Annotated in this window: 22 protein-coding genes; 17 read left to right on the forward strand and 5 right to left on the reverse strand. The window is 60.9% G+C overall.

The features are described from left to right. Positions 1–79: 79 nt before the first annotated feature. From A7317_RS20395 to A7317_RS20410, 4 genes are all read left to right on the forward strand, one after another. Positions 80–595 (forward strand): ankyrin repeat domain-containing protein, encoded by a 516-nt coding sequence (locus A7317_RS20395; RefSeq protein WP_069076722.1) that lies wholly within the window; start codon positions 80–82, stop codon positions 593–595. A 41-nt stretch (positions 596–636) separates the two neighbouring features. Beyond that, positions 637–1,167, forward strand: a complete 531-nt coding sequence (locus A7317_RS20400) for a hypothetical protein (RefSeq protein WP_024076621.1) — start codon at positions 637–639, stop codon at positions 1,165–1,167. Between the two features lie 67 nt (positions 1,168–1,234). Then, on the forward strand, positions 1,235–1,426 hold the full coding sequence (locus A7317_RS20405; protein ID WP_024076620.1) for a PLDc N-terminal domain-containing protein: 192 nt from the start codon (positions 1,235–1,237) through the stop codon (positions 1,424–1,426). Positions 1,427–1,836: 410 nt separating this feature from the next. Continuing rightward, positions 1,837–3,924 carry an LTA synthase family protein gene (locus tag A7317_RS20410; protein ID WP_069076723.1) on the forward strand — a complete coding sequence of 696 codons (2,088 nt, stop codon included), beginning with the start codon at positions 1,837–1,839 and terminating at the stop codon, positions 3,922–3,924. 54 nt (positions 3,925–3,978) lie between these two features. Here A7317_RS20410 and A7317_RS20415 read toward each other — a convergent pair whose 3' ends face one another. Further along, on the reverse strand, positions 3,979–4,131 hold the full coding sequence (locus A7317_RS20415; RefSeq protein ID WP_010208879.1) for a DUF3309 family protein: 153 nt from the start codon (positions 4,129–4,131) through the stop codon (positions 3,979–3,981). Between the two features lie 328 nt (positions 4,132–4,459). On the opposite strand from A7317_RS20415, the gene A7317_RS20420 reads away from it, so the two are divergent. Beyond that, positions 4,460–5,275, forward strand: a complete 816-nt coding sequence (locus A7317_RS20420) for an SDR family oxidoreductase (protein ID WP_024076618.1) — start codon at positions 4,460–4,462, stop codon at positions 5,273–5,275. A gap of 188 nt (positions 5,276–5,463) precedes the next feature. Then, complete coding sequence (gene csrA / locus A7317_RS20425; RefSeq protein WP_069076724.1) at positions 5,464–5,661, forward strand: carbon storage regulator CsrA; 198 nt, start codon at positions 5,464–5,466, stop codon at positions 5,659–5,661. 8 nt (positions 5,662–5,669) lie between these two features. Here csrA and A7317_RS20430 read toward each other — a convergent pair whose 3' ends face one another. Beyond that, on the reverse strand, positions 5,670–5,897 hold the full coding sequence (locus A7317_RS20430; protein ID WP_003236706.1) for a YheU family protein: 228 nt from the start codon (positions 5,895–5,897) through the stop codon (positions 5,670–5,672). A 59-nt stretch (positions 5,898–5,956) separates the two neighbouring features. Beyond that, entirely contained in the window at positions 5,957–7,141 is a 1,185-nt protein-coding gene (locus A7317_RS20435) for an osmoprotectant NAGGN system M42 family peptidase (RefSeq protein ID WP_069076725.1), read from the reverse strand. Positions 7,142–7,473: 332 nt separating this feature from the next. Between A7317_RS20435 and A7317_RS20440 the strand changes: the two genes are divergently transcribed. The 4 genes from A7317_RS20440 to A7317_RS20455 all read left to right on the forward strand — a co-directional run bounded on the left by A7317_RS20440 (position 7,474) and on the right by A7317_RS20455 (position 12,056). Next, positions 7,474–7,977, forward strand: a complete 504-nt coding sequence (locus tag A7317_RS20440; RefSeq protein ID WP_024076649.1) for an ureidoglycolate lyase — start codon at positions 7,474–7,476, stop codon at positions 7,975–7,977. A 51-nt stretch (positions 7,978–8,028) separates the two neighbouring features. Continuing rightward, positions 8,029–9,312, forward strand: coding sequence for a urate hydroxylase PuuD (locus A7317_RS20445; protein ID WP_069076726.1), 1,284 nt, complete (start codon positions 8,029–8,031; stop codon positions 9,310–9,312). 176 nt (positions 9,313–9,488) lie between these two features. Continuing rightward, the gene (locus A7317_RS20450; RefSeq protein WP_024076651.1) at positions 9,489–10,835 is read left to right on the forward strand and encodes a nucleobase:cation symporter-2 family protein; all 1,347 of its coding nucleotides are present in this window, start codon (positions 9,489–9,491) and stop codon (positions 10,833–10,835) included. Between the two features lie 435 nt (positions 10,836–11,270). Further along, positions 11,271–12,056 (forward strand): outer membrane protein OmpK, encoded by a 786-nt coding sequence (locus A7317_RS20455; RefSeq protein WP_024076652.1) that lies wholly within the window; start codon positions 11,271–11,273, stop codon positions 12,054–12,056. A gap of 116 nt (positions 12,057–12,172) precedes the next feature. On the opposite strand, the gene A7317_RS20460 is transcribed toward A7317_RS20455, so the two are convergent. Beyond that, positions 12,173–13,321 (reverse strand): patatin-like phospholipase family protein, encoded by a 1,149-nt coding sequence (locus A7317_RS20460; protein WP_069076727.1) that lies wholly within the window; start codon positions 13,319–13,321, stop codon positions 12,173–12,175. Between the two features lie 40 nt (positions 13,322–13,361). Next, a complete protein-coding gene (locus tag A7317_RS20465) occupies positions 13,362–14,297 on the reverse strand; it encodes a lipid A biosynthesis lauroyl acyltransferase (RefSeq protein ID WP_069076728.1) in 936 nt (311 codons plus the stop codon). 119 nt (positions 14,298–14,416) lie between these two features. On the opposite strand from A7317_RS20465, the gene minC reads away from it, so the two are divergent. The 7 genes from minC to A7317_RS20495 all read left to right on the forward strand — a co-directional run bounded on the left by minC (position 14,417) and on the right by A7317_RS20495 (position 21,199). Continuing rightward, positions 14,417–15,154, forward strand: coding sequence for a septum site-determining protein MinC (minC, locus tag A7317_RS20470; protein WP_024076655.1), 738 nt, complete (start codon positions 14,417–14,419; stop codon positions 15,152–15,154). 201 nt (positions 15,155–15,355) lie between these two features. Beyond that, positions 15,356–16,168 (forward strand): septum site-determining protein MinD, encoded by an 813-nt coding sequence (gene minD, locus A7317_RS20475; RefSeq protein ID WP_003175251.1) that lies wholly within the window; start codon positions 15,356–15,358, stop codon positions 16,166–16,168. A 3-nt stretch (positions 16,169–16,171) separates the two neighbouring features. Continuing rightward, complete coding sequence (gene minE, locus A7317_RS20480; protein ID WP_003175252.1) at positions 16,172–16,426, forward strand: cell division topological specificity factor MinE; 255 nt, start codon at positions 16,172–16,174, stop codon at positions 16,424–16,426. 96 nt (positions 16,427–16,522) lie between these two features. Further along, the gene (locus A7317_RS20485) at positions 16,523–17,158 is read left to right on the forward strand and encodes an RluA family pseudouridine synthase (protein ID WP_003192838.1); all 636 of its coding nucleotides are present in this window, start codon (positions 16,523–16,525) and stop codon (positions 17,156–17,158) included. Between the two features lie 170 nt (positions 17,159–17,328). Continuing rightward, the gene (locus tag A7317_RS20490; protein ID WP_024076656.1) at positions 17,329–18,618 is read left to right on the forward strand and encodes a M18 family aminopeptidase; all 1,290 of its coding nucleotides are present in this window, start codon (positions 17,329–17,331) and stop codon (positions 18,616–18,618) included. Between the two features lie 162 nt (positions 18,619–18,780). Continuing rightward, the gene (locus A7317_RS30905; RefSeq protein WP_017845812.1) at positions 18,781–18,957 is read left to right on the forward strand and encodes a hypothetical protein; all 177 of its coding nucleotides are present in this window, start codon (positions 18,781–18,783) and stop codon (positions 18,955–18,957) included. A gap of 73 nt (positions 18,958–19,030) precedes the next feature. Beyond that, on the forward strand, positions 19,031–21,199 hold the full coding sequence (locus tag A7317_RS20495) for a mechanosensitive ion channel family protein (protein ID WP_024076657.1): 2,169 nt from the start codon (positions 19,031–19,033) through the stop codon (positions 21,197–21,199). Positions 21,200–21,268: the final 69 nt, after the last annotated feature.

A 21,268-nucleotide genomic window follows, 5' to 3' on the forward strand; every position in this document is an offset into this window, starting at 1 on the left:
TTGACAAAAAAGCCATGACAGTGGGGAACTCCATCGCGACACTGGGCGCCATATAAAGCACCAGAACAGGAGCCTCCCCATGTCAGACCACGCCAAACGAATGACCGAAGACGAAGCCGCCGAATTTGCCGAGCAGGTCTTCGACGTGGCCCGCAAAGGCGACGCGGCCATGCTCGCCGCGCTGCTGGCCAAAGGCTTGCCGGCCAACCTGCGCAACCACAACGGCGACACCTTGCTGATGCTCGCGGCCTACCATGGCCACGCCGAGGCGGTAAAAGTGCTGCTGGAATTCAAGGCTGACCCGCTGATCGCCAATGACAAGAACCAACTGCCGATCGCTGGCGCGGCGTTCAAGGGCAACCTGCCCGTGGTCAAGGCCCTGATCGAGGGTGGCGCACCGGTTGACGCAGCATCCTCGGACGGCCGCACGGCATTGATGATGGCAGCGATGTTCAACCGCGTTGAGATGGTGGACTACCTGCTGGGCCAGGGCGCGAACCCCAGGGCGTTCGATGCCCAGGGTGCGACGGTGCTGGCAGCGGCGCAGACCATGGGCGCGATGGATACGGCGGCGCAGTTGCAGAAACTGGTGTAGGCTACGCGCCCTCGAAAACCAGCCCGTCACAGGATCGCCCCATGAAAACCGCCCTCGTCGAACTCATCAGCAACATCAGCACCGGCCTCATGAGCGACGACGAGGTGGCGCGCATCGCCGAAGAGGCCGCCCAGGCCTACGCAGACCCTGCGGCCTTCCTGGCGGCCAATCCGGACATCAACTACGACGACACCTTCCCGATCCCGCTGGGGGAGTGGGTGGTGGTCGGCAGCCTGCCGGACACCGTGCTGTTCCAGGCCGATACTTACAGTGATCTGTTTGCCCAGATCGTCGCGTCGTTCGGCCCGGGCGTGGCATTCAACCTCAAGCCCAAGCAACTGGCCAAGACCGAAGCGCTGACCGCCCTCAACCGCATCCAGATCCAGATGAGCGCCCTGAGCCCGGAAGACGGCGGCTATGTGTTGATGAACTTCAGCCAACCGCTGGATGACGAGATCCAGGCGGTGCTGGTGTACGGCAACGACCTGGCGCGCGTGTTGGCGCTGTGTGCCGAAGTCGGCATCAAGGGCGAGCCTTCCCTGGAAGCGTTGAAGGTGGCCGTTCACGTCTGAAATAAAACGGAACCCCCGCCAGGGCTGACTATCCTACAAGGGCATGCCCTCACTTAGGAGCGACACCATGGGTTCTACTTTCAACGGTCTGATCGGGTTGATCATCCTGGCGCTGGATATCTGGGCGATCATCAATGTGTTCCAAAGCGGCGCAAGCACCGGGGCCAAGGTGCTCTGGATCCTGTTGATCCTGTTGCTGCCAGTGTTGGGCCTGATCATCTGGGCGATCGCCGGGCCGCGCGGTAATGTGCGGATCTGACCCCTCACTCCCTTTGGCGTGTGAGCAATAAGTGTGGGAGGGGGCTTGCTCCCGATAGCGGTGTGGCAGTGCCAGATGAGTTGGCTGACCCACCGCTATCGGGAGCAAGCACCCTCCCACAGTGGTCTTCAGCGCACTCCAGAGATTTGTGTGTCGAAATATTCGCTGCACGAAATTTTCACATCCCATCCAAGACAATTCGCCCGCTTTGAATCGCCGCCCCAAGGCTCTATCTCCAGTGCCGTTAACGGCAGAAGGGGGGCGCACATTCAGTAATTAATAGCGTTGCTCGCATTGATCGGGCACCATTTGCGCCACCGCGCAAACCGCCTACCCCCAGCCAGCCTGGGCGAGGCCGAGCGCCATTGCTTTATTTCGCAACTTAAACTTCCAATGGGTCCTGAAACGACATGGCAAACCCGGACGCCCTGAGTCAGCAGCGAGCTTCTAATCGCCTGCTGCAACCGACCGTCAAATCCCATCTGGCGTACACGCTGCTTTGCGCACTGGTCATGATGGTGATGTTTTCCCTGCTGCGCCTGGCGCTGCTGGCCTACAACCGCGAGATGATCCTCGACACCCCGGCCTCGACCTTCCTGGAAGCGTTCGCCAACGGCCTGCGCCTGGATATTCGCCTGGTGGTGTACGTGCTGATCCCGCTGCTGCTGGCCCTGTTCAGCGTACGGGCCATGGCCGCGCGTGGGTTCTTCCGTTTGTGGCTGACCGTTGCGTCCAGCATCGCCCTGTTCCTGGGCTTGATGGAGATGGACTTCTACCGCGAATTCCACCAGCGCCTCAACGGCCTGGTCTTCCAATATGTCAAGGAAGACCCGAAGACCGTGATGAGCATGCTCTGGTACGGTTTCCCAGTGGTGCGCTACCTGCTGGCCTGGGCCGTGGGCACGCTGATCCTGAGCATCGCCTTCAAGGGTGCCGACCGTGCCACGCGCCCGCGCGGCCCGTTCAGCGGTGGCAGCATCGGTACCCGCCAGGTGGCGCCGTGGTACTCGCGCATCGCGGTGTTCGTGGTTTGCCTGCTGGTCGCGGTCGTCGCTGCTCGTGGCACCCTGCGCCAGGGCCCGCCGCTGCGTTGGGGTGACGTCTACACCACCGAGTCGAACTTCGCCAACCAGTTGGGCCTCAATGGCACCTTGTCGCTGATCGCCGCGGCCAAGTCGCGCTTCTCCGAAGAACGCTCCAACATCTGGAAAGCCACCCTGGATCAACCGCTGGCCACCCAGACCGTGCGCAACATGCTGGTCTTGCCGCAAGAGAAACTGGTGGATACCGACACCGCCGCCGTGCGCCGTGACTACACGCCGCCGGCCGAAAAAACCCTGCCGATCAAGAACGTCGTCGTGATCCTGATGGAAAGCTTCGCCGGTCACTCGGTGGGCGCCTTGGGTCGCCCGGGTAATATCACGCCGTACTTCGACAAGTTGTCCAAGGAAGGCCTGCTGTTCGACCGCTTCTTCTCCAATGGCACTCACACCCACCAGGGTATGTTCGCCACCATGGCCTGCTTCCCGAACCTGCCGGGCTTCGAATACCTGATGCAGACCCCCGAAGGCAGTCACAAGCTGTCGGGCCTGCCGCAGTTGCTCAGTGCGCGCCAGTTTGACGACGTGTATGTCTACAACGGCGACTTCGCCTGGGACAACCAGTCCGGTTTCTTCAGCAACCAGGGCATGACCAACTTCATTGGCCGCAATGACTTCGTCAACCCGGTGTTCTCCGACCCGACCTGGGGCGTGTCCGACCAGGACATGTTCAACCGTGGCCTGGAAGAGTTGAAGGCCCGCGAAGGCGGCAAGCCGTTCTACGCATTGCTGCAAACCCTGTCCAACCACACGCCGTACGCGCTGCCCAACCCGTTGCCGGTGGATAAAGTGACCGGCCGCGGCAGCCTCGACGAGCATTTGACGGCCATGCGCTACTCCGACTGGGCCCTGGGCCAGTTCTTTGAAAAGGCCCGCAAAGAGCCGTACTTCAAGGAAACCCTGTTCGTGATCGTGGGTGACCACGGCTTTGGCAATGAACAGCAGATCACCGAAATGGACCTGGGCCGCTTCAATGTGCCGATGCTGATGATCGCACCGGGTATCCAGGAGAAGTTCGGCGAGCGTGACCACACCGTGGGCACCCAGATCGACATCGTCCCGACTATCATGGGGCGCCTTGGCGGCGACACCCTGCACCAGTGCTGGGGGCGTGACCTGCTGAACCTGCCGGAAGGCGACAAGGGTTTCGGCGTGATCAAGCCTTCGGGCAGCGACCAGACCGTGGCGTTGCTCACTGGCGACCGCGTGCTGGTGTTGCCTAAGGAAATGCCACCGAAGTTGTGGGAATACGAATTGGGCGCCGAGCCAACCGGTAAGGTCATTCCTGATTCGCCGGACGAAGCTGCACTGAAGCAGAAGCTTGAATCGTTCCTGCAGACCGCAACCAAGAGCCTGTTGGATAACACCGCAGGGGTGGTTGATGGCAAGCCGGACTAATTGACCGGCAATAAAAAAGAGGCCTTCAAGAAGGCCTCTTTTTTTGCCCGGCTTTTATATCTTGCCGAGCAGCAACAACACCAACAGCACGACCAGGACCACACCGAGAATACCCGACGGACCATAACCCCAGCTACGGGAGTGCGGGAACACTGGAAGGCCACCGACCAGTAGAAGGATCAGGATAATGATCAGAATGAGGCTCATAGTTTTTTTCCTTGTAGGCCTTCTGTAAAGACCGGTTATTTAACGATAGGCCCGACAGTTGAATACGGACGCCTTAATAACTCCGACTGTGCGCCTGCGTGGAAAATTCCATGTTTTTTTAAAGCGTTTTGCAGCGTCGCTTATTTCTTTTAATACCCTCGCCAATGCACCTGCTTAGTTGAAAAAGATTGAACTTAGCCTGTGGGCAGGTATCCGACCGAGCCCGCGGTTTGCCTGGGGCATTCATCACTCTGATGGTGCGTGGGTGTAGGAAAAACCTTCGCTACACTGCCGATCACTTCTTCTGTGAACCACAAGGCTACTTTCTATGCAAAATCGCATGATGATCACTGGCGCCGGGTCCGGCCTGGGTCGTGAAATCGCTCTGCGCTGGGCCCGCGAGGGTTGGCAACTGGCCTTGTCGGATGTCAGTGAGCCGGGCCTGCAGGAAACCTTGAAGCGGGTACGCGAGGCCGGTGGCGACGGTTTTATCCAGCGCTGCGACGTGCGCGACTACAGTCAGCTCACGGCCTTTGCCCAGGCCTGCGAGGAGAAGCTGGGTGGCATAGATGTGATCGTCAACAATGCCGGCGTGGCCTCCGGTGGGTTCTTCGCCGAACTGTCCCTGGAGGATTGGGACTGGCAGATCGCGATCAACCTGATGGGCGTGGTCAAGGGCTGCAAGGCGTTCCTGCCGCTGCTGGAAAAGAGCAAGGGCCGCATCATCAACATTGCTTCGATGGCAGCACTGATGCAGGGCCCGGCCATGAGCAACTACAACGTGGCCAAGGCCGGCGTAGTGGCGCTATCGGAAAGCCTGTTGGTGGAGCTCAAGCAGCAGGAAGTGGGGGTACACGTGGTCTGCCCGTCGTTTTTCCAGACCAACCTGTTGGACTCGTTCCGTGGACCGACCCCGGCAATGAAAGCGCAGGTGGGCAAGTTGCTCGAGAGCTCACCGATTTCGGCGGCGGATATCGCCGATTACATTTACCAGCGGGTGGCCCAGGGCGAGTTCATGATCCTGCCCCATGAGCAGGGCCGGATGGCGTGGGCGTTGAAGCAGAAGAACCCGCAGTTGCTGTATGACGAGATGACCGTGATGGCGGATAAGATGCGCGCGAAGGCCCAGGCTGTCAGGGGGTGATTGGGATGGTGTGCATATCCGTTTCCTTGGTAACGGATATGCCCCGCTAAACCCGCCACAACCAAGCCTCTGTCTGTCAGGCAATTTACCCGCCTATGTAGGCGCTGCCTGATTTAGCCGCAAGCCATTGCTGCCACAAATCCAAGCGCGCAAGGTCAAGGTCCTGTCACTCGAAAAGGACAACCGCCATGCTGGTCTTAAGCCGCGCCGTAGGCGAAATCATCTCCATTGGCGATGACATCGCCTTGCACATCCTCGAACTGAACGGTACCCAGGTTAAATTCGGCATCCAAGCGCCGGTGGGCGTCAATGTGCACCGCGCCGAGGTGTTTGAGAAGATCGTCGAACGCCAGGGTGCCGGCGCCCATCCGCAACCCAACGCCTGAAACCGCGCTCAGTCGAACAGATGCTTGGGCACGTCGTGCTTGAGCATCAACTGGCATTGTTCGCTGTCGGGGTCGAATACGATCAATGCCTGGCCCTTGGTCAGCGCCTGGCGCACGCGCAATACCCGGGTTTCCAGGGGCGTGTCGTCGCCATTGTCGGTACCGTCGCGGGTGACGAAGTCTTCGATCAGGCGGGTCAGGGTGTCGACTTCAAGTGCGTCGTAGGGAATCAGCATACAAGCCTCAACTAGAGAATCCCGGCGATGCTACTGCGCCGGGACCATTGTTGCCAGCGTCAGGACTTCTGACCGACCAGGCTGTCTACCGGCGGCACACGCGTGTCGCTCTCCATCTGCGTTTCGTGCTCGATCTGATGGCTGAACCTGTCCAGTGAACCCTGGGCCGGTTGCGCATCGCTGGCAAACACGGGGGGGCTGAGGATATACGCGCTCAGCAGGCGACTCAGGGCCGCGAGGCTGTCGATATGGGTGCGCTCGTAGCCGTGGGTCGCATCGCAACCAAACGCCAGCAGCGCGGTGCGGATATCGTGGCCAGCGGTCACCGCCGAATGGGCATCGCTGAAGTAATAACGAAACAGGTCGCGACGCACCGGCAGTTCATTGTCCGAAGCCAGGCGCAGCAGGTGGCGGGACAGGTGATAGTCATACGGCCCGCCGGAGTCCTGCATCGCCACGCTCACCGCGTGCTCGCTGGAGTGCTGGCCAGGGGCGACCGGTGCGATATCGATGCCGACAAACTCACTCACATCCCAGGGCAGGGCAGCCGCTGCGCCGCTGCCGGTTTCCTCGGTGATGGTGAACAGCGGGTGGCAGTCGATCAGCAAGGGTTCGCCGCTGTCGACGATGGCCTTGAGCGCGGCGAGCAGGGCGGCGACACCGGCCTTGTCGTCCAAGTGGCGCGCGCTGATATGGCCGCTTTCGGTGAACTCGGGCAGGGGGTCGAACGCCACGTAGTCACCGATGCCGATTCCCAGGGAGTCGCAGTCGGCACGGGTCGCGCAGTAGGCGTCCAGGCGCAGCTCCACATGGTCCCAGCTCACCGGCATTTCATCCACGGCGGTATTGAATGCGTGCCCTGAGGCCATCAATGGCAGGACGCTGCCACGGATCACGCCGTTGTCAGTGAACAGGCTGACGCGGCTGCCCTCGGCAAAGCGGCTTGACCAGCAACCGACGGGGGCCAGGGTCAGGCGTCCGTTATCCTTGATCGCGCGGACGGCGGCGCCGATGGTGTCCAAGTGCGCCGATACTGCGCGGTCGGGGCTGTTCTTCTGGCCCTTGAGGGTGGCGCGAATGGTGCCGCGGCGGGTCATTTCAAACGGGATGCCCAGCTCTTCCAGGCGTTCGGCGACATAGCGCACGATGGTATCGGTAAACCCGGTGGGGCTGGGGATGGCGAGCATTTCCAGCAGCACTTTTTGCAGGTAGTTGAGATCCGGTTCGGGGATGGTTCGGGTCATAAAGACTCCTGACTGGATAAGATAAGGGCGGTTTTGTGGCGAGCTGGCTTGTTGTGGAGAGCTGGCTTGTTGTGGCAAACGGACTTGTTGTGGCGAGCGGGCTTGTTGTGGCGAGCGGGCTTGCCCTAATGCCGTTCAGTTAAGGCTTTTTTGTAGGAGCGAGCTTGCTCGACGCCGCGTTCATTCAGGAAACACGCGTTATCGTTGACGTTTTTCGCGAGCAAGCTCGCTCCTACAGAAGGCGATGTCCGCTTAACTGAACGGCATTAGGGCAAGCCCGCTCGCCACATGAACTGAATGACACAACACAGAATCCGGATAAGAAGACAGCCATGCGCACACTGATGATCGAACCGCTGACCAAAGAAGCCTTCGCCCCTTTCGGAGACGTTATCGAAACCGACGGCAGCGATCACTTCATGATCAACAACGGCTCGACCATGCGCTTTCACAAGCTGGCAACGGTAGAAACCGCACAGCCTGAAGACCACGCAATCATCAGCATCTTCCGCGCCGACGCGCTGGATATGCCGCTGACCGTGTGCATGCTGGAGAGACACCCGCTGGGCAGCCAGGCCTTCATTCCGCTGCTCGGCAACCCCTTTCTGATCGTGGTCGCGCCACTTGGCGATGCACCTGTATCAGGCTTGGTCCGCGCCTTCGTCACCAACGGCAGGCAGGGCATTAATTACCATCGCGGCGTCTGGCACCACCCGGTGCTGACGATCGAAAAGCGGGATGACTTCCTGGTGGTTGATCGCAGTGGCACAGGCAATAACTGCGATGAGCATTTTTTCAAAGAGGATGAGCGGTTGATCCTCGCCCCCCACCAATAAGAGAAGGCCGGATCACCCGACAACAAGGGTGACAGGCGAGAGGTAAAGACTGTGGAAGCACATCTGTTGGAATGGCTGAACCTTAGCGTGCGCTGGGTTCACATGATCACTGGCGTCGCCTGGATCGGCGCTTCGTTCTACTTTGTCTGGCTGGAAAACAACCTCAACCGCGTCAACCCCAAGAGCGGCCTGGCCGGCGACTTGTGGGCGATCCACGGTGGCGGTATCTACCACCTGGAAAAATACAAACTGGCCCCGCCAACCATGCCGGACAACCTGCACTGGTTCAAATGGGAAGCCTATTTCACCTGGATGTCGGGCGTCGCGCTGTTGTGCGTGGTGTTCTACCTCAACCCGACGCTGTACCTGCTCGCCCCCGGCAGCAGCCTGAGCGGCACCGAAGGCGTATTGCTGGGCATTGGCTCGCTGTTCGCCGGCTGGTTCATCTACTCCTTCCTCTGCGACTCGGCCCTGGGCAAGCGCCCTGCCCTGCTCGGTTTCATCCTGTTCGTGCTGTTGATTGGCGCCGCGTACGGTTTCAGCAAAGTGTTCAGCGGCCGTGGCGCGTACCTGCACGTGGGTGCGGTGATCGGCACCATCATGGTCGGTAACGTGTTCCGCATCATCATGCCGGCCCAGCGTGCGCTGGTGGCAGCGATCGCGGAGAACCGCACGCCCGACCCGGCCCTGCCGGCCAAGGGTTTGCTGCGCTCACGGCACAACAACTACTTCACCCTGCCGGTGCTGTTCATCATGATCAGCAACCACTTCCCGAGCACCTACGGCAGCCAATACAACTGGCTGATCCTCGCGGGTATCGCGGTGGCAGCGGTGTTGGTGCGGCACTATTTCAACACCCGGCATAACAGCCAGAAGTATGCCTGGACCTTGCCGGTGGGGGCGTTGGCGATGATCTCCCTGGCCTACGTGACCGGGCCCAAGCCCGTGGCAGAAGTGGCCAAGGCACCCGCCGCGATCGAGTACCAACCGTTGCCGGAAACCGCCTTGGGCGGCGGCGTGAAATCCGCAGCGCCAGCCGCCCCCGTCGCGGCACCTGCCCCCGCCCAGGCGACGATTGATTTCGACAAGGTGCATGGGGTGATCCAGGAACGCTGTGCGGTATGCCATTCGGCCAAGCCCACCAGCCCGCTGTTCAGCACCGCACCGGCAGGCGTGATGTTCGATACACCGGCGCAGATCCAGCAACAGGCGGCACGTATCCAGGCGCAGGCCGTGGCGAGCCAGATCATGCCACTGGGCAACATCACCCAGATGACCCAGCAGGAGCGCGATTTGATCGGCACCTGGATCAACCAGGGCGCGCGTACCAACTGACGGATTCACATAGTTCCAATGTGGGAGGGGGCTTGCCCCCGATGGCGGTGCATCAGTCACAGATACGTTGAATGACACACCGCTATCGGGGGCAAGCCCCCTCCCACATTTGGACATGCCGTGTTTTGAAGATTGCGTTCCACACAACACAACAATAAAAAGATCCGAGGTGTTGCATGACCGAGTTAGTCGAACCGCAGATTCCTGCCGCACCCGCCATGGTGCGGCTGCCCCTCTTGCAACTGATTCTGGTAGGCCTGCAACACGTCTTGCTGATGTACGGCGGCGCCGTCGCGGTCCCCCTGATCATTGGCCAGGCCGCCGGCCTGAGCCGTGAAGAAATCGCCTTCCTGATCAACGCCGACCTGCTGGTGGCCGGTGTCGCGACCATGGTCCAGTCGTTCGGCATCGGCCCCCTGGGGATTCGCATGCCGGTGATGATGGGCGCCAGTTTCGCCGCGGTCGGCAGCATGGTCGCCATGGCCGGCATGCCGGGTATCGGCTTGCAGGGGATCTTCGGCGCGACCATCGCCGCCGGGTTCTTCGGCATGCTCATCGCGCCATTCATGTCCAAGGTGGTGCGCTTCTTTCCGCCATTGGTAACCGGCACCGTGATCACCGCCATCGGCCTGTCGCTGTTCCCTGTGGCGGTGAATTGGGCAGGCGGTGGCAGCGCCGCCGCGACCTTCGGCTCGCCCATCTACCTGGCCATCGCCGCACTGGTGCTGGCCACTATCCTGCTGATCAACCGCTTCATGCGGGGCTTCTGGGTGAATATCTCGGTGTTGATCGGCATGGCGCTTGGCTACGGCTTGTGCGGCCTGCTCGGCATGGTCGATCTCAGCGGCCTGGCCCAGGCGCCGTGGGTACAGGTGGTGACACCGTTGCACTTCGGCATGCCCACATTCGAGCTGGCGCCGATCCTGTCAATGTGCCTGGTGGTCGTGATCATCTTTGTCGAATCCACCGGCATGTTCCTCGCCCTGGGCAAGATCACCGGCCAGGACGTGACCCCGAAGATGCTCCGCCGTGGCTTGCTGTGCGATGCCGGCGCATCGTTCTTCGCCGGGTTCTTCAACACCTTTACCCACTCCTCGTTTGCGCAGAACATCGGCCTGGTGCAGATGACGGGCGTGCGCTGCCGTTCGGTGACGATCATGGCCGGCGCCTTTCTGATTGTGCTCAGCCTGTTGCCCAAGGCCGCCTACCTGGTGGCGTCGATTCCGCCAGCAGTACTCGGCGGCGCGGCGATTGCCATGTTCGGCATGGTGGCGGCCACCGGGATCAAGATTCTCCAGGAAGCCGATATCGCCGACCGTCGCAACCAGTTGCTGGTGGCTGTCAGCATCGGCATGGGCCTGATCCCGGTGGTGCGCCCGGAGTTCTTCGCACAACTGCCGTTGTGGATGAGCCCGATCACCCACAGCGGGATTGCCATGGCGACCCTCAGCGCGCTGGCGCTGAACGTGCTGTTCAATATCCTCGGCGGCGCAGAGCGCCCCGCCGTCGCCCATACGCATTGATGCCTTTGTTAGTCCAAAAATAACAACAGACAAGGAACATCCCATGCATGCCATTCACCTGGGGCCGGCCATGTGCCGTGCCCCATTCTCGCCCCCTGCGCGCTCTAACAGCGCACTTGAGCCAAGGCTTTGGAGCCAGTATTCTCCGCGCCCGCTCGAATCGACTCAAAAAAAAACAGCGAATGTAAAAGCTGACTGCAAGGCCAACTTATCCCGGCCCTGCAACAGCGACCAATGTGCGCAAACATCCCCTGAATTCGACTGCATTCCGTGCAGCCGACGGGGATTTTTTGGTTTTTCAAACACGTTGGCGCAGCTCTTGCTAAAAGCATCAAAGCTGACCGAATAGACGATTTTTGCAGCGAACCAAAAGGCGCCACACCAGAGCGCCTGCGTAGAAGAAAAACCATAAAACTTTAACTCGGGAGCAACCGAATGAAACCTATGTTCAAGGGCCTGATGCTGGCGGGATCGCTGCTGGCCGGTGGCCAAGCCGTGGCCGGTGACTTGTTGCAGTGGCAGAACAACAGCCTGACTTACCTGTGGGGCAAGAGCTTCACGGTTAACCCGCAGATCCAGCAAACCGTCACCTTCGAACATGCCGACGCATGGAAGTACGGCGACAACTTCTTCTTCCTCGACCGCATCTTTTATAACGGCAAGGAAGATGGCAACGTCGGCCCGAGCACTTACTACGGCGAGTTCAGCCCACGCTTGTCGTTCGGCAAGATCCTGGACAAGGACTTGTCCTTCGGCCCGATCAAGGATGTGTTACTGGCCTTCACTTATGAGTTCGGCGAAGGCGATAACGAATCGTACCTGCTCGGCCCTGGCTTCGACCTGAACATCCCAGGCTTCGACTACTTCCAGCTGAACTTCTACCAGCGTCAGACCGAAGGCAATCGCCCGGGTGACGGCGTATGGCAGATCACTCCGGTATGGGCGTACACCCTCCCCGTTGGCAACTCCGACATCCTGATCGACGGTTTCATGGATTGGGTGGTGGACAACGACAAGAACGCCCGTGGCACTTACCACGCCAACCTGCACTTCAACCCGCAGGTCAAATACGACCTGGGCAAGGCGCTGCATTGGGGCGATAAGCAGTTGTATGTGGGTTTTGAATACGACTACTGGAAGAACAAGTACGGGATCGAGGATTCCGGGGCGTTCAAGACCAACCAGGACACGGCGAGCTTCCTGGTCAAGTATCACTTCTGACCGAACATCGCAGGTCAAAATGTGTCAGGGGCAAGCCCCAATGCCAGTCAGTTAAGCGTACAGCGCCTTCTGTAGGAGCGATAACTGACTGGTATTTGGGCTTGCCCCTCCCACATTCAGATAGGCGGCAGGCCTAAGAACCGGGTGATTTCTTCACGCTTGGCCAACGCATCTTTCCTGCCCAATTCAATCAACTCGCTGCAATACCCCGCTTCGAACAACAAGTAACTCAGCACCCCTGCCCCACTCGTCTTGGTCGCCCCCGGCCCGCGCAGGAACAGGCGCAATGCCGCGGGCAATTCCTGACGATGCCGCGCCGCGATTTCATCGATCGGCTGGCTCGGCGCAATCACCAGCACGTCCACCGGGGCCAGGCCGCGGGACGCGCTGTCGGCAGGCTGGAAATGGCTGAACTGGTTCAAACGCTCCAGCAACTCGATATCACTTTCCAGGCTGTCGATGAACGTGCTGTTGAGCATATGCCCGCCAATCTGCGCCAGGGTCGGTTGCTGGCCCGTGAAGACGCGCGGTGTCGCCGCCTCGTTGCCCCGTGGGTTGCCACTGACCCCCACCACCAGCACGCGGCTGGCCCCCAGGTGCAAGGCCGGACTGATGGGTGCCGACTGTCGCACGGCGCCATCGCCGAAATATTCCTGGTCGAGTTTCACCGGGGCAAACAGCAAGGGGATCGCCGAACTGGCCAGCAGGTGTTCAACCGTCAGTTGGGTCGGCACGCCGATACGGCGGTGGCGCAACCAGGCGTCGATGGTGCCGCCGCCCTGATAGAAGGTCACCGCTTGTCCGGACTCATAGCCGAACGCAGTCACCGCCACCGCGTGCAGATGCTTCTCGCGGATGGCCTCATCGATGCCCTCCAGGTGCAGCTTGTCGTGGAGCAGCTCGCGCAGCGGCGAGCTGTTGAGCAGCGCCACCGGCACTTGGGCGCCCAGGCCCAGCAGGCTGTGAAAACAGAAACGGCTGGCCTGGTGAATCACCCCCGGCCAGTCGCTGCGCAGCACCCGATGGCTGCGAAAGCCCTGCCAGAACGCAGTAAGACGCTGGATCGCCGCCGTGAAGTCCATGGCGCCGCTGGCCAGGCTGACCGCATTGATCGCCCCGGCCGAGGTGCCGACGATGACCGGAAAAGGATTCGGCGCCCCCAACGGCAGCAACTCGGCAATCGCCGCCAACACCCCCACCTGATACGCCGCTCGCGCTCCGCCGCCGGAAAGAATCAAGCCTGTGACCGGTTCAGCTGGGCGCATTGCATCACTCCATGTGGGGCCAACAGGGGAAGGTCAGGTGTTATCGACGACGTTTTTCGTACAGCTTGGGTTCGCCCGGTGGCCGGCTCTTGAAGCGGCGGTGGGTCCACAGGTATTGCTCGGGGCATTCACGCACCGAGGCTTCGACCCAGCGGTTGATGCGCAGGCAGTCGACTTCGTCGCTTTCGCCCGGGAAGTCGGTCAACGGCGGGTGGATCACCAGGCGGTAACCGCTGCCATCGGCCAGGCGCTCCTGGGTGAACGGCACCACCAGCGCCTTGCCCAGCTTGGCGAACTTGCTGGTGGCGGGCACGGTGGCGGCCTGGATGCCGAACAGCGGCACGAAGATACTTTGCTTGGCGCCGTAGTCCTGGTCCGGCGCGTACCAGATGGCGCGGCCGGCGCGCAGCAGCTTGAGCATGCCGCGCACGTCTTCGCGCTCGACGGCCAGGGAATCGAGATTATGCCGCTCGCGACCACGGCGCTGGATAAAGTCGAATAAGGGGTTGCCGTGCTCGCGGTACATGCCATCGATGGTGTGCTTCTGTCCCAGCAAGGCTGCGCCGATTTCCAGGGTAGTGAAGTGCAGGGCCATGAGGATCACGCCCTTGCCATCCAACTGCGCCTGCTTGAGGTGTTCCAGGCCCTCGACGTGAGCCAGGCGCGCCAGGCGCTGGCGCGACCACCACCAGCTCATGGCCATTTCAAAGAACGCGATGCCGGTGGAAGCAAAGTTTTCCTTGAGCAGCTTTTTGCGCTCCGCGGCGGATTTTTCCGGGAAGCACAGCTCCAGGTTGCGCGCGGCGATACGGCGACGTTCGCCGGCCACGCGGTACATGCCCGCACCCAGCAGGCGACCAATGGCCAGCAACGCCCGATACGGCAATTGAGTGATCAGCCACAGCAGGCCGAGTCCCAGCCATAACAGCCAAAAACGCGGGTGAAAAAATACAGCACGAAAACGCGGGCGATCCATTACAGATTCCGGTAAAGACAAGGGCCGCGCATTCTACAACGGTTCGACTCGGCTTGCGGCCAGTGGATGTTCTCGTTATAAGTCTCGACACTTTTCGTGACAAGCCGCTTTTGCCGACCATGAGCCAAACCGAACCGCTAGACCAAGATCCCGTGTTCCAGCTGAAAGGCAGCATGCTCGCCATCACCGTGCTGGAACTGGCCCGCAATGACCTTGATGCCCTGGACCGCCAGCTCGCCGCCAAGGTCGCCCTGGCGCCGAACTTCTTCAACAATGCCCCGCTGGTGCTGGCCCTGGACAAGCTGCCGGCCGGCCAAGGCGCGATCGACCTGCCCGGCCTGATGCGCGTATGCCGCTCCCATGGCTTACGCACCCTGGCGATTCGTGCCAGCCGTATCGAAGACATTGCCGCCGCCATCGCCATTGAACTGCCAGTACTGCCACCGTCCGGCGCACGCGAGCGTCCACTCGATCCGACGGAAGGTGAAGTGAAGAAAAAACCGGAAAAACCGGCGGAACCGACGATCAAGCCGACAAAGATCATCACCTCCCCCGTACGCGGCGGGCAGCAGATTTACGCCCAGGGCGGCGACCTGGTGGTGATCTCATCGGTCAGCCCCGGCGCGGAACTTCTGGCCGACGGAAACATCCATGTATACGGCCCGATGCGCGGACGTGCGCTCGCCGGTATCAAGGGTGACACCAAGGCACGTATTTTTTGCCAGCAATTGACCGCTGAACTCGTGTCCATCGCAGGCCAGTACAAGGTTTCAGAAGATTTGCGCCGCGATCCGCTGTGGGGGGCTGGTGTACAGGTCAGCCTGTCGGGCGATGTGTTGAACATCATCCGTCTTTAACGGATACTGCCGCATTTTCCAAGCATCTCTAGACTCTGATAGCACAGCGAAACTGGCAAGACTTGCGTAGGAATAATTGGAAGTTGGCGTTTCCCCTCCGGGAACCCCATCTTTTCCCTACAAAGGCTGTCCGCCTGCAGCGAGTTCCAAGAGATGTTTTTCAGGGGCTGAAAAGTCCTTTTTCCTTAGGGGTGAAACACCTTGGCCAAGATTCTCGTGGTTACATCCGGCAAGGGTGGTGTGGGTAAGACCACCACCAGCGCCGCTATCGGTACCGGCCTCGCACTGCGCGGCCACAAGACAGTCATCGTCGACTTCGACGTCGGTTTGCGTAACCTCGACCTGATCATGGGCTGCGAACGCCGCGTGGTGTACGACTTCGTCAACGTCGTCAATGGTGAAGCCAACCTGCAACAGGCCCTGATCAAGGACAAACGCCTTGAGAACCTGTATGTACTGGCCGCCAGCCAGACCCGTGACAAAGACGCACTGACCAAGGAAGGCGTCGGCAAAGTCCTCGCCGAGCTGAAGGAAACCTTCGAATACGTGGTGTGTGACTCCCCGGCCGGTATCGAAACCGGTGCTCACCTGGCGATGTACTTCGCCGATGAAGCCATCGTGGTGACCAACCCGGAAGTGTCCTCGGTACGTGACTCGGACCGTATGCTGGGCCTGCTGGCCAGCAAGTCCAAGCGCGCCGAAGAGGGTCAGGACCCGATCAAGGAACACCTGCTGCTCACCCGCTACAACCCTGAGCGTGTCAGCAACGGCGAAATGCTCGGCGTTGAAGACGTGAAGGAAATCCTTGCAGTGACCCTGCTGGGCGTGATCCCGGAATCCCAGGCAGTTCTGAAGGCATCCAACCAAGGCGTGCCGGTGATTCTTGACGACCAGAGCGACGCCGGCCAGGCGTACAGCGATGCGGTCGATCGTCTGCTGGGCAAGACCGTGGAACATCGCTTCCTCGATGTTAAGAAGAAGGGATTCTTCGAGCGTATCTTTGGAGGCAACTAAACAATGAAATTTCTCGACTTCTTTCGCGCCAACAAAAAGCCAAGTACCGCGTCGGTAGCGAAAGAGCGTCTACAGATCATCGTGGCGCACGAACGCGGCCAACGCAGTACACCGGACTACCTGCCAGCCTTGCAGAAGGAATTGGTAGAGGTGATCCGCAAGTACGTCAATATCGGCAACGATGACGTACATGTCGCCCTGGAAAACGACGGCAGCTGCTCGATTCTGGAACTCAATATCACCCTGCCTGATCGTTGATCGAAAGGGCGGTCGCCACGGCGGCTCCGTCACCCTGATGCCTTTGCGGGCATCGGGTGGTCGAGCCGCCGTTGGCGTTTGTTACGAGGCTGTTTAATGCCGTTGTCCAACATCCATATTCTTCATCAGGACGATGCCGTCCTGGTGGTGAACAAGCCGACTTTGCTGCTCTCGGTGCCTGGCCGCGCCGATGACAACAAGGATTGCCTGATCACCCGCCTGCAGGAAAACGGCTACCCCGAAGCCCGCATCGTCCATCGCCTGGACTGGGAAACCTCGGGCATCATCCTGCTGGCCCGGGACGCCGATACTCACCGCGAGCTGTCTCGCCAGTTTCACGATCGCGAAACCGAAAAAGCCTACACTGCCCTGGCCTGGGGCCAGCCGGCACTGGACAGCGGCAGCATCGACCTGCCCCTGCGCTATGACCCGCCGACCAAGCCGCGGCATGTGGTCGACCACGAATTCGGCAAACATGCGCTGACCTTCTGGAAGGTGCTGGAACGTTGCGGCGACTGGTGCCGAGTCGAGTTGACGCCGATCACGGGGCGTTCCCACCAGTTGCGGGTGCACATGCTGTCCATCGGCCACCCCTTGCTCGGCGATGGCCTGTACGCCCATGAACAAGCCCTGGCCGCCTGGCCACGCCTGTGCCTGCACGCGAGCATGCTGAGCTTTACCCACCCGCAAAGCGGCGAGCGTTTGCGCTTCGAGTGCCCAGCCCCGTTCTAAAGCTGCAAACACAGTAAATGTGGGAGGGGGCAGCCCCCGATTGCGGAGTGTCAGTCACTGTATTTGTTGACTGGGCCACGGCAATCGGGGGCAAGCCCCCTCCCACATTTGTGCTGTGCACTTCTTGCCATCGGACGGTAAACTCCGCGCATTGCTGTCTGGAGCTATTTATGCGCGAAGCGTTGAATCAAGGCCTGATCGACTTCCTCAAGGCCTCCCCTACTCCTTTCCATGCCACCGCGGCCCTGGCCCAGCGCCTCGAAGCCGCCGGTTTCCAGCGTCTCGACGAGCGCGAAACCTGGGCCACCGAAGCCAACGGGCGCTATTACGTCACCCGCAACGATTCCTCGATCATCGCCTTCAAGCTCGGCCGTCACGCGCCACTGCAAGGCGGCATCCGCCTGGTTGGCGCCCACACTGACAGCCCGTGCCTGCGGGTCAAGCCGCAGCCTGAGCTGCAACGCCAGGGCTTCTGGCAGTTGGGTGTGGAAGTCTACGGCGGTGCGCTGCTGGCGCCGTGGTTCGACCGCGACCTGTCCCTGGCCGGGCGCGTCACCTTCCGCCGCGACGGCAAGGTCGAAAGCCAACTGATCGACTTCAAGCTGCCCATCGCGATCATCCCCAACCTGGCCATTCACCTGAACCGTGAAGCCAATCAGGGCTGGGCGATCAACGCCCAGACCGAGTTGCCGCCGATCCTCGCGCAGTTTGCCGGCGATGAACGCGTGGACTTCCGCGCCGTGCTCACCGAGCAACTGGCCCGCGAGCACGGCTTGAATGCCGATGTGGTGCTCGACTACGAGCTGAGCTTCTACGACACCCAGAGTGCTGCCGTGATCGGCCTGAACGGCGACTTCATCGCCGGCGCACGCCTGGACAACCTGCTGTCGTGCTACGCCGGCCTGCAAGCCTTGCTCACCAGCGAGACCGATGAAACCTGCGTGCTGGTGTGCAACGACCACGAAGAAGTCGGTTCCTGCTCGGCCTGCGGTGCCGACGGCCCGATGCTGGAACAGACCCTGCGCCGCCTGCTGCCTGAAGGTGATGAATTCGTACGCACCATTCAGAAATCGCTGTTGGTTTCAGCCGACAACGCCCATGGCGTGCACCCGAACTACGCCGAGAAGCATGACGCCAACCACGGGCCCAAGCTGAATGCGGGCCCGGTGATCAAGGTCAACAGCAACCAGCGCTACGCCACCAACAGCGAAACCGCCGGTTTCTTCCGCCACCTGTGCATGGCCGAGGAAGTCCCGGTACAGAGCTTCGTGGTGCGCAGCGACATGGGCTGTGGCTCGACCATCGGCCCGATCACTGCCAGCCACCTGGGCGTGCGCACCGTGGACATCGGCCTGCCGACGTTTGCCATGCATTCCATCCGCGAGCTGTGCGGCAGCCATGACCTGGCGCATTTGGTCAAAGTACTCGGCGCGTTCTACGCCAGCCACGACCTGCCCTGATCCAAAGGCTGAATGCAGTTAAACAGGTGGGAGGGGCGGTGCGATGATTCGACTTGCCCCCTCCCACATTTGGCTTCGCGTACACCTGATCTATATCACCTGCATTTCCCACAATCCCACCTAGACTTGTCACTATTCCCACTCTGACAAGGCCATCGCCTCATGATCACCATGTCCTCCTTCCACGCCATGCTCATCCCTATCCTGATCGGCATGATCATGCTCGCGGTTGGTTTTAACTTTCGTGACAAGCCCCTGGGTGTGTTCGGCATGTGGATCGGCATGCTGTTGATCCTGGGCACCGTGGTCTACAAGATCCTCGCCAAACTGGCCGAATGACAAATGCACTCGCATTGGGCATAGCGGCCTCGTACACTCGGTCAACTCGTCGTTTCCAAGGTTGACCGCCTCCGTGCTTTCCCGTCTGTTCGCTCTGCCCTGCTACCTGCTGATCGCCCTGCTCACGCTGCTGCCGCTCGCACCTGCCCAGGCCGTGAGCTTGCCCGGCTTGCTGAGCAGCACCAACAAGACCCAACCCCAGGCCGATGTGCCCCTGGGGCAGTCGTTGGACGAGGTGATCAAGACCCTGGAAAACGACCAGCAGCGCACCCAACTGCTGAGCGACCTGAAGAAGCTGCGCGAAGCCACGCAAAAAGCCCAGCCGGCCGCCGAACAAGGCGTGCTCGGGTTGATCGGCAGCACGCTGTCGGACCTCGAGCAACAATTTTCCGGGGACGACAGCCCGATCAGCCGCTGGTCCAACGAGGTTGACCTGGCCAAGGATGAACTGAGCGCACTGATACTGCCGGCCAATGAATGGCTCCCCATCATTTTCGGTTTCGCCGTGATCCTGGCGGTGTGGAGCCTGCTCGCCGCCGCGTTGATCTGGCTCAGCCACCGCGTGCGCGAGCGCTTCGGCCTGCCCGAGGAATTGCCACAACACCCGCGCACCTGGGACATGCTGCGCTTCGCCCTGCGCAAGCTGGGGCCTTGGCTGATCGCCCTGGTGATCACCGTGTACCTGAGCTATGCACTGCCGTCGTCCCTGGGCAAATCCCTGGCAATGGTGCTGGCCTACGCACTGGTGGTCGGTACGTGCTTCTCGGCGATCTGCGTGATCGCGTTCTCCCTGCTCGACGGCCCGCACCGCCACCGCGCGTTGTATATCCTGCGGCACCAGGCGTTCCGTCCACTGTGGTGGATCGGTAGCTTTGCCGCCTTTGGCGAAGCGTTGAGCGACCCCAGGCTGGTCACGGCGCTCGGCCAGCATTTGGCTCATACCGCAGCGACCGTGGCCAATGTGATGGCTGCGCTGTCCACCGGTGTGTTTATCCTGCGTTTTCGCCGGCCGATTGCGCACCTGATCCGCAACCAGCCGCTGTCCCGACGCCTGACCCGCCGCGCCCTCAGCGACACGATCGAAATCATCGGCACCTTCTGGTTCATCCCGGCCCTGCTGCTGGTGGGTATCTCGCTGTTCGCCACCTTCGTCTCGGCCGGCGACACCAGCACCGCCCTGCGCCAGTCGCTGCTGTGCACCGTGTTGCTGGTGCTGTGCATGGTGATCAACGGCCTGGTCCGACGCCACGCGCTCAAACCGCAACGCGGGCACAAGCGCCATGCGCTGTACTCCGAGCGCCTGAAAAGCTTCGTCTACACCCTGGCCCACCTGGCGGTATGGCTGGCATTTATCGAGCTGGGGCTGCGAGTCTGGGGCTTGTCGCTGATCCGCTTTACCGAAGGCGATGGTCATGAAGTCGCCGTCAAGCTATTCGGCCTGGCGGGCACCCTGCTGTTCGCGTGGCTGATCTGGATTCTCAGCGACACCGCGATCCTCCACGCCCTCACCCGCTCGCGCAAAGGCCTGGCCAATGCCCGTGCGCAGACCATGATGCCGTTGATCCGCAACGTGCTGTTCGTGACCATCTTTATCATCGCGGCCATCGTTGCCCTGGCGAACATGGGCATGAACGTCACGCCACTGCTGGCCGGTGCCGGTGTAATCGGCCTGGCCATCGGTTTTGGTGCGCAGTCGCTGGTGGCGGACTTGATCACCGGCCTGTTCATCATCATCGAGGATTCCCTGGCCATCGATGACTACGTCGACGTCGGTGGCCACCTCGGTACCGTCGAAGGCCTGACCATCCGCACCGTACGCCTGCGCGATATCGACGGCATCGTCCACACCATCCCATTCAGCGAAATCAAGAGCATCAAGAACTACTCGCGGGAGTTCGGCTACGCGATCTTCCGGGTCGCGATCCCCTACAACATGGACATCGACAGCGCGATCAAGCTGATACGCGACGTCGGCCATAAAATGCGCAACGACCCGCTGCAGCGTCGCAATATCTGGTCGCCCCTTGAGATTCAGGGCGTGGAGAGCTTCGAGTCGGGCAGCGCGATCCTGCGCGCACGCTTCAAGACCGCGCCGATCAAGCAGTGGGAAGTGTCGCGGGCGTTCAACCTGTCACTCAAGCGCCATCTGGACGAAGCCGGGCTCGACCTGGCCACGCCGCGCTTGAGTGTGCAGGTGGTGACAGGGGCTGCGGGTGGGCTGGAAAAAGACAAGAACGTATAAGGGGTACAGGCCTGTTGTGGGAGCAGACCTCTGGTGGGAGCGGGTCTGTTGTGGCGAGCGGGCTTGTTG

The organism is Pseudomonas fluorescens (genome assembly GCF_001708445.1).
GTDB lineage: Bacteria > Pseudomonadota > Gammaproteobacteria > Pseudomonadales > Pseudomonadaceae > Aquipseudomonas > Aquipseudomonas gorinensis.